8 protein-coding genes are annotated in these 7,800 nt (G+C 41.2%); 4 read left to right on the forward strand and 4 right to left on the reverse strand.

Annotated features, from left to right (window positions below; translation table 11 throughout):
• Positions 1-120: 120 nt before the first annotated feature.
• Positions 121-1,422 (reverse strand): SRPBCC family protein, encoded by a 1,302-nt coding sequence (locus B4033_RS08825; RefSeq protein ID WP_286833271.1) that lies wholly within the window; start codon positions 1,420-1,422, stop codon positions 121-123.
• Between the two features lie 169 nt (positions 1,423-1,591).
• Between B4033_RS08825 and B4033_RS08830 the strand changes: the two genes are divergently transcribed.
• Positions 1,592-2,089, forward strand: a complete 498-nt coding sequence (locus B4033_RS08830; protein ID WP_004809751.1) for a YcxB family protein — start codon at positions 1,592-1,594, stop codon at positions 2,087-2,089.
• Positions 2,090-2,120: 31 nt separating this feature from the next.
• On the forward strand, positions 2,121-2,762 hold the full coding sequence (locus B4033_RS08835) for a fumarylacetoacetate hydrolase family protein (RefSeq protein WP_286833272.1): 642 nt from the start codon (positions 2,121-2,123) through the stop codon (positions 2,760-2,762).
• A gap of 59 nt (positions 2,763-2,821) precedes the next feature.
• Here B4033_RS08835 and B4033_RS08840 read toward each other — a convergent pair whose 3' ends face one another.
• Complete coding sequence (locus tag B4033_RS08840) at positions 2,822-3,622, reverse strand: AraC family transcriptional regulator (protein ID WP_286833273.1); 801 nt, start codon at positions 3,620-3,622, stop codon at positions 2,822-2,824.
• 106 nt (positions 3,623-3,728) lie between these two features.
• On the opposite strand from B4033_RS08840, the gene B4033_RS08845 reads away from it, so the two are divergent.
• Positions 3,729-4,655 (forward strand): DMT family transporter, encoded by a 927-nt coding sequence (locus B4033_RS08845; protein WP_286833275.1) that lies wholly within the window; start codon positions 3,729-3,731, stop codon positions 4,653-4,655.
• A 124-nt stretch (positions 4,656-4,779) separates the two neighbouring features.
• Here the strand turns inward: B4033_RS08845 and B4033_RS08850 are convergent, their stop codons facing one another.
• Positions 4,780-6,063, reverse strand: a complete 1,284-nt coding sequence (locus B4033_RS08850) for a YihY family inner membrane protein (protein ID WP_004809745.1) — start codon at positions 6,061-6,063, stop codon at positions 4,780-4,782.
• 110 nt (positions 6,064-6,173) lie between these two features.
• Here B4033_RS08850 and wrbA point away from each other — a divergent pair, with 110 nt between their 5' ends.
• Entirely contained in the window at positions 6,174-6,770 is a 597-nt protein-coding gene (gene wrbA / locus B4033_RS08855; protein ID WP_262478900.1) for an NAD(P)H:quinone oxidoreductase, read from the forward strand.
• A gap of 25 nt (positions 6,771-6,795) precedes the next feature.
• On the opposite strand, the gene B4033_RS08860 is transcribed toward wrbA, so the two are convergent.
• Positions 6,796-7,224, reverse strand: coding sequence for a hypothetical protein (locus tag B4033_RS08860; RefSeq protein ID WP_286833274.1), 429 nt, complete (start codon positions 7,222-7,224; stop codon positions 6,796-6,798).
• Between the last annotated feature and the right edge of the window lie 576 nt (positions 7,225-7,800).

Here is a 7,800-nt window from a genome sequence, read left to right on the forward strand (position 1 = left end):
GAATCTCTCTGAGCGCACCAATCTTGATAAGAATTCTCAAAAAACCGCACATTGATGCGGTTTTTTTACGTCTGTATTTTTTGATTTATAGATATAAAATAACAATAACTGATTTTGAATTTACTTCAGCTTTTGCTGTATTTTAAGTGCATAGACCGTATTTGCTCCAACTGCTGGCAGAATATCGTGATAAGGCATACTGCGCATGGCACGTAATAAAAATGGGGCCTGATCATGGATCTTCATGCTGCTGGTCATTTGAAATAAAGTGCCATGAGCTTGTGGCAGCAGTTTCATTCCTGCCTTTACAAATTTTAAATCTCCACCAATCGCATCAAACTGGCTTTGCAAAGGCGAGGGTTGTTGATAACGAAGCTTGAAATCGAATGGAATCTGGATCACTCCCAACCCAACCGATACCTTATAGTTAGCATCCATCTGCTGACGATTCACTGGATTGAGTTCCACTTTACGAATCTGTCGTGGGAATAATTGCTGACTGGCATCAGCTGCAAGCCAAGGCTGCAGTTTCTGAACCGGTTGTGGATAATAATGAAAACTGCTACTAAAACGCATGTTTTCTGAGGCTTGACCATATTTGAGCTGACGTGCAGGCAGAATAAAGCTGACAGGCTGGGCAGACTGCTGACTCAGTTGAGTGATTTTCTGAATTTGCCCGGCATTAAAATGTACTTGCGGGATCTGGCTTGCAGATAATGGAATGCTCGACTGGGATTTAAAACGTTGCTGTAAAGCTTCAAGCAGGAAAGCATTGGTACCAGCAGGAATACCCAGTTTAGCTTCAGGTAAGGCATTTAAAATTTTGCTAAACAGAAAGCCTTTCGGCTGATTTAAGTCGCCCCATTGCGTCACGGTGACCAAGGTTTTATTTGCTCCAAGTGCAAACCATTCCAGCCGTCCAGCACCATAAGGAATCGGGGCATCCACAATTAAAGTTTCAATACTGTTTTCTGACACATGATGCTGCATCACCACATTTTCCTTAAAATTCAGTACTGGAATGGGCGTAGGAATATGTACCTGATAACGTACTTGCTGGATGTGTCCGCGGGACTCCAGAATCTGAGCAGACTTGAGCGCTGGAAACAGGCCGGCATAGCCCTGATAATTTAAAAGATGTTTTTTAACCTGAGCCTCAGGAATCGGTAATACCACCGCACTGCTATAAAATTGTACACTTTGAGCAGCTGTCTGCTTAAAGGTCGGAAGCTGTAAGGATTGTCGAGGATGTGCATAGATGAATAATCGGTCACCGGTCAAATCCGCTAGCTGCTGTGGACTACCGGAAAAGACATCGATACTGCTCGGAAGTGTAGGCGTCCAAGGAATAATTTTCGCCCAGCTAAAAGGAATATAAGTCGTGCAGAGGCAAAAAAACAGACACGATTTTAGTGATTTCATACAACGTCCTGTTGTGCATTTTATTATTCTGATAGTTGTGGATTAAAAACGATTTTTATAGCGAGCGGAAGCAAAGATATGTAATTCATTTCCGAACATTTTGCTAATGGGGATAGCAGTGAATTTGATATAGTATGAGCCAAGGATTTTTATATTTTGATGTGATGCTATGACTGAGTCAGCACCGACTTTATCGACCCGTTATTTTCTGACTTTAGAAGAATCTCAGGATGGATTTGCTTTGGCTACTTTTGGCAAAAAGCAGATCAGCCGATTTCTGACTCCTTTGGTAAGTGTCGGGATCATCATCTGGGGCTTTTCTATGGGCTTTGATGGGGTAGGGCGTTATTACGTGGCACTGGGTGCATTCTTTCTGCTTTTACAGGGCATCATGCGTTACTGGTTCCTGCCGATGATGTTCAAACGCCAGTTTGTGAAATACCAGTTCGGTAAGAGCGAGCAGGGTATTGACCTGTATCAGGACCATGCCGAAATCTTCCATAATGGCCGCAACAAGATCGTGCATTACAGTGAAGTGCAAAACTTTGCCAAAGGCAAGCTGACCTATATGCTGGAACTTAAAAATCGTACTGTGGTGATCGTACCTAAACGCGCCTTTGCCGATGCCACCGAACAAAGCATTTTCGAACGTACTTTCAAGAAATAATTTCAACATTTAAAAGGGAAAATAGTCAATCATGAGTACACGTCCATCCAAGATCGTTTGTGTCGGCCGCAGTTATGCAGATCATGCCAAAGAGCTGGGTAATGCCATTCCGGACCGACCGGTCCTGTTTATCAAGCCACCAAGTGCATTAGGCGATCTGGATGCAGGAATTGAATGGAATCGTGATCTGGGCAGCTGTCATTATGAATGTGAGCTGAGCCTGCGTATTGACCGTACCCTGAAAAATGAAACTGATCCTGCAAAAGCTTTAGAAGTAGTGGGTGCTGTGACTTTGGGTCTGGATCTGACTTTACGTGATTTGCAGGATGACCTTAAGAAAAAAGGCCAGCCATGGGAACGTGCCAAGGCTTATGATGGCGCTTGCCTGCTCTCTGACTGGGTGTCAGTTGAAGACGTAGTAAATGACTGGAAAGATGTACACTATACGCTGCATGTAAATGATGAACTGCGTCAGAAAGGCGATACTGCTTTACTGATCTTTGATGTGGGAACATTGCTGGCAGATATCAGTCAGGTATTTACCCTAGAAGAAGGGGATGTGGTAATGACTGGTACACCAGCGGGTGTAGCAGCATTGCACTCTGGTGAACAGCTGAAAATGACCTTAAAGGGTAAAAATCAGGAATATATCTGGACCACCTTTGTGAAATAAGCTGAATCTTATGTGGAAATAAGGGAGTCGAAAGGCTCCTTTATTTTTATTTAAAATTTTTAACTGGCTTGATGAATCTTCCTGAATTGATCAGGTGTATAGCCCATCCAGCGCTTAAACATTTGAATAAAGGCTGAGGCATTGGCATAGCCCAGATCAAAGGCAATATTTTCTACAGTTTTTTGCTGTTTCAGCATAGACATGGCTTTGATGACTTTCAGACGCTGCCGCCATTCATTGAGTGACATTCTCAGCTCCTTCTGGCAGTAGCGCGCCAAGGTGCGTTCAGTCAGGTTATGCATAGCTGCCAAATGCTGCAAGGTACTGTTATTCTCTGGATTTTGATGTAGGTAATCCAGAATTTGCCTGAGTTGAGGATGTTCAGTATGCGGCAAATAACTGCCAATCATCTGTGCCTGTTTAAGTTGATCAAGCAGCACGTGTAATAAACGTTGATGCTCTTCTGACCTTACATTAGTCGGATGTAATTTTAAATGCTGCAAGAGTGAAGTGACCAGAGGACTGGTTAATAAGATTCCCGGCTGATTTGGTAAACCTGTACATAAACTTTCATGAATATAAAAAGTTCCATGTGAAACATCGGTACGATTTAAACCACTATGTTGTAAGTTAGGTGGTAGCCATACACCGTAAGGCGGAGGGGTAATATAATCAATATGCCCAATTTTCACTTCCATGATGCCATTAAAAGCATAGATAAACTCTCCCCAAGCATGATCATGCAATGGATAGACTGACAGAGTCGGGTCTTCACGAAAATTAATCCACAGAGCTGCGTCAATATCATCATTGGTTCTAAGTTGCTTAATATCTTGAGCGACTGTTTTATTGCTTCTCACGTTAGATTGCCTGAATAATGCGATTATTTGTCTGTTTTAAAGTATATCTTTTATTTCTGACAGATTTATAGTGTGCATCTTTGATGATGTGCGTAGAGTTGAAATTGTGGAGCAGCGTAAAGCGCTTGATGCGCAAGCCTCGTTAATTATGTTTGTCCTGTGTCTGTTATGGGGACTACAGCAGGTAGTGCTTAAGCTGGCAGCACCAGATATTTCAGCCTTGATGCAGATTGCATTACGTTCAGCCTTATCTGCATTAATGGTTTATCTTTTGATTCAAGCAGGTGTAAGGCGCCAGCTATGGAGCCGTAGCTATCTTCCGGCAGGTTTGCTGGTCGGGGTATTGTTCGCTTTAGAGTTTTACCTGGTCGCTGAAGCACTGCGTTATACCTCTGCTTCACATACCATCGTATTATTATATACCGCACCAATTTTTGTGGCATTGGGATTGCACTGGAAACTTCCTTCAGAACATTTATCTCCATTACAGTGGGGTGGAATTCTCGTTGCGTTTAGCGGGATCGTGGTGAGCTTCTTATTTCGTAGCCACACTGGTCAGGCTATGCAAGCCAGTATGCTTTGGGGAGATTTGTTGGCTTTAATGGCTGGTATATTTTGGGCTGCTACCACTGTGAGTGTTCGATTAACACGATTAGCTGAAGCTCCAGCAACACAAACTTTGTTCTATCAGCTCTTGATGGGCGGCATGCTGCTGTTACCACTTGCGTGGATAACAGGACAAGCAACGGTGAACTGGACAACCTTATCTATTTCTAGTCTGATTTTTCATACAGTGGTCATTTCTTTTGCTAGTTATCTGGTCTGGTTCTGGATGCTGAAAAAATATTTGGCTTCACGTCTGGGTGTATTTTCTTTTCTAACACCGGTTTTTGGTATGATTTTTGGAATTCTGTTACTGGATGAAGAAATTGAGATGAACTTTATTATCGGTACGATCATGGTCATGCTGGGTGTCGTGTTAGTAAGTTTGCAGGGATGGCTAAAGCCGAAAAATATAAAAGTAGTTCCTTAAAATATTTGGTTATCGATAGTGTTTAAAAAAACGTGAATAACACAGTGAAAATTTTTACTGAAAAACTTACTTATATAATTCCCAATAAAAATCCTCTCATAAGAGAGGATTTTTATTGAAGTGTTTAAGGCTTAGGTGGAGTTTGAGTTTCATTCTGCATTTCCTTTTGCTTAAACAGCTCTGAAAGTGGAATGCCCAGATTTTCCGCTAAATAATGATCTGCTTCTCGTAATTTGGGTTGTAGCCGCTGCATCCAGAGGTCATTGATCTGAAGATTTTCAATTTGATGTGTGTGTGGCAGGGCATAAGGAAGTTTGAGGTAGAAATCCCAGAAATTGACCTGATCCAGATCACGTACCAAGACATATTCATTATCCTCCGTACGTTTAATCAGATTCTGTTTTTCAAACATGCTGATATAGCTTGGCAAACGGCCAATTTCATCTCGTCCTAAAACTTCGAGTGCCTGTGCTTCACTGATACTTTCTCCAGTTTTCTGCTTACGGTAAAACAGCTCCAGTAAATCCAGTAACATCAGAATTGGATGGATTTTGCAATCTTGGCCCGATTCAAATGCAGTGATTGCATAACTGATCTCAACTCCGAGCAGGACAATATTCCAGGACAGATAAATCCAGAGCAGGAAAATAGGAACCGCTGCAAAAGCACCATAGACAATTTCATAACTGGTGAAATTGGACATGACAAAGCCAAACAGGTTCTTTAAGAGTTCAAAAACCACTGCACTAAATAAACCGCCCACGAATGCAGATTTGATCGGTACACTGCGGTTAGGAATGGTCCAGTTCAGGATAAAGAAGCCGATAATCGTCAAAGAAAATGAAATGAGCCACAGTATAAAAGCACCATTCAATTCGTAGCCGGCAAAGTTATTGCTCAGTACATTCATGGACGCTACAGTTGAAGAAATCACGAAAGCGCTACCGAGTAAAATTGGACCCAAAGAAATAATGGTCCAATAGCGCATAAAGCCGATAATCCCGCCACGTGTTTCTGTGACACGCCAGATTCGGTTAAATACTGTCTCAATACTGGTCAGCATCATCACGGTGGTAATAAACAGGAACAGGATCCCGATGATGGTCAGATTGCTGGATTTGTCAGTAAAAGCACTCAGGGCTTTATCAAAGGCAATGGTGGTCTTGGGCAGGAAATTGGTATAGATCATTTCCTGAAGTTGCTGACGTGCAGGTTCTAGTGCCTTAATTGAAGAGATGATCACCAGAAAAACCGTCAGCATTGGTACTACAGCAAACAAAGTAGTATAAGTTAATGAGCCTGCCTGTTCACGGCAACGATCCGCCTCAAAGCGCCTAAGTACAAATAAAATAAATTGAAACCAGTGTTTTTCATAAAAAGGTAATTTCTTTAAGTATTCAACGATCATGCGCTTGTTGTCTCAATTTCTTATACATCATGAATTTTCTGGTTCAGCTTACCCAAAAAAACAGAAAAATACCGTATAGTTTTCTTTTTTTAGTATCGAACATTCATCATATGCAACCTTATGTCCTTGTTTTATATTACAGCAAATATGGTTCAGTCAAAGAGATGGCACATCTGATTGCCAATGGGGTTGAATCCGTAGGTATGGCAGTGAAGATCAGAACGGTGCCGAATCTTTCCACTGTGGTAAAAGAAGCAGAGGCGAGTATTCCAGCGGAAGGGGATATCTACTGTACACTAGATGAATTGGCGAACTGTTCTGCTTTGGCAGTGGGTTCGCCAACACGTTTTGGCAATATGGCTGCTGAAATGAAATATTTCTGGGATCAGACCACCAGTCTTTGGTTGAATGGAGCTTTGCATGCTAAGCCGGCATGCGTGTTCACAGCCTCTGGTGCAATGCATGGCGGCCAGGAAAGTACATTACTGAGTATGCTTCCGCCGTTGTTCCACCACGGTATGATGATCATGGGACTAAGTAATGCTGTTCCAGCATTATCAAATACTAAAACGGGTGGTACACCCTACGGCGCCAGCCATGTCAGTGGTGCACGCCATGATCAGGCACTAAGCCAAGATGAAAAGGTACTATGTGAAGCTCAGGGTAAGCGCTTGGCAGAAATAGCTTTAAAGTTAAATCAGGTTTAATAATTCTCAATCAGGACAATAAGTTTCAGATTTTATTGTCCTGATCACTCGATTCCCGAGAATCTTCTTTATTCACTTCCAGTGCCTGAGCAGTTGTTGTCTGAATATTAAAGCGATATTTGCACTTCAGACAACGATAATCCAGAAACAGGTTACGATCTACGGTTACACCAGCTTTTTTACCCAAGAAGTTACCGACCACACCACCAGTAATCCCAACACTAATTGCGCCAACGAAAGTCCCGACTGTTCCGCCGACAATTACACCAAGTGGGCCTGCCACAGTCCCAATCGCAGCACCAATCGACGCACCTGAAGCTGCCCCACCTACAGTTCCCGCCGTTGCACCTGCAGAGGTCATGAGTAGACCGCCAATTTTTTTCAGATTTTGCTCATGATCACGTTGTTCAATATCTGTTGAGCCACATTTAGGACATTGCATAAGGTATTCCATCAATGAGTGTTATGGGCCGATGTTCAGCCTATTTATGATTTGTCATTTTGCCTAATCAGGTGGATATATGACAGCTCTACAGTATGTCTGTCTTATATTTTGATGTCAGGTACATTTCCTGCCAATTTGATTGTAAAGGAGAATTTGATAAGGCTTTGTATTTGTGCTGTAAATTATTTTATATCGAAATCCATTTTGGAATTCTTTAAGTTTTTAGCTCTCCCATACTCTACAGCTACTAAAAATAATATCTTCAAAGTATCTTTTCTATTTCTTATAAAAAATAATTTACTTGTCACCTTTTTACACTAAATAACATGACCATCATAAATTGAAATTAAGTACTGTTTAGTAGAGGTATTGAGTATCTATATTGAGTATTTTGTTTTTAGATTTTTTAAGAAGTAAAAAAGTGTATTTAGATAATAGCTTTCATATAATCGGTTAATTATATTTCTTAATAAAGTGATTTATTAAGAGTGATTAAAATATAAACTTTTATAAAATGAAAAATTATTAATAAATGATCGTGAAAATCACCATAAATATTTCCTCGATTAAAGTATTTTTTTTAAT

The sequence above is a fragment of the Acinetobacter sp. UBA3132 genome (assembly GCF_002364825.1).
GTDB classification, from domain to species: domain Bacteria; phylum Pseudomonadota; class Gammaproteobacteria; order Pseudomonadales; family Moraxellaceae; genus Acinetobacter; species Acinetobacter schindleri.

Coding starts and splice junctions, on each gene's coding strand:
- B4033_RS08825 (WP_286833271.1), bottom strand. CDS start 1,422: ATGAAATCACTAAAATCGTGTCTGTTTTTTTGCCTCTGCACGACTTAT.
- B4033_RS08850 (WP_004809745.1), bottom strand. CDS start 6,063: ATGATCGTTGAATACTTAAAGAAATTACCTTTTTATGAAAAACACTGG.
- B4033_RS08830 (WP_004809751.1), top strand. CDS start 1,592: ATGACTGAGTCAGCACCGACTTTATCGACCCGTTATTTTCTGACTTTA.
- B4033_RS08835 (WP_286833272.1), top strand. CDS start 2,121: ATGAGTACACGTCCATCCAAGATCGTTTGTGTCGGCCGCAGTTATGCA.
- wrbA (WP_262478900.1), top strand. CDS start 6,174: ATGCAACCTTATGTCCTTGTTTTATATTACAGCAAATATGGTTCAGTC.
- B4033_RS08860 (WP_286833274.1), bottom strand. CDS start 7,224: ATGGAATACCTTATGCAATGTCCTAAATGTGGCTCAACAGATATTGAA.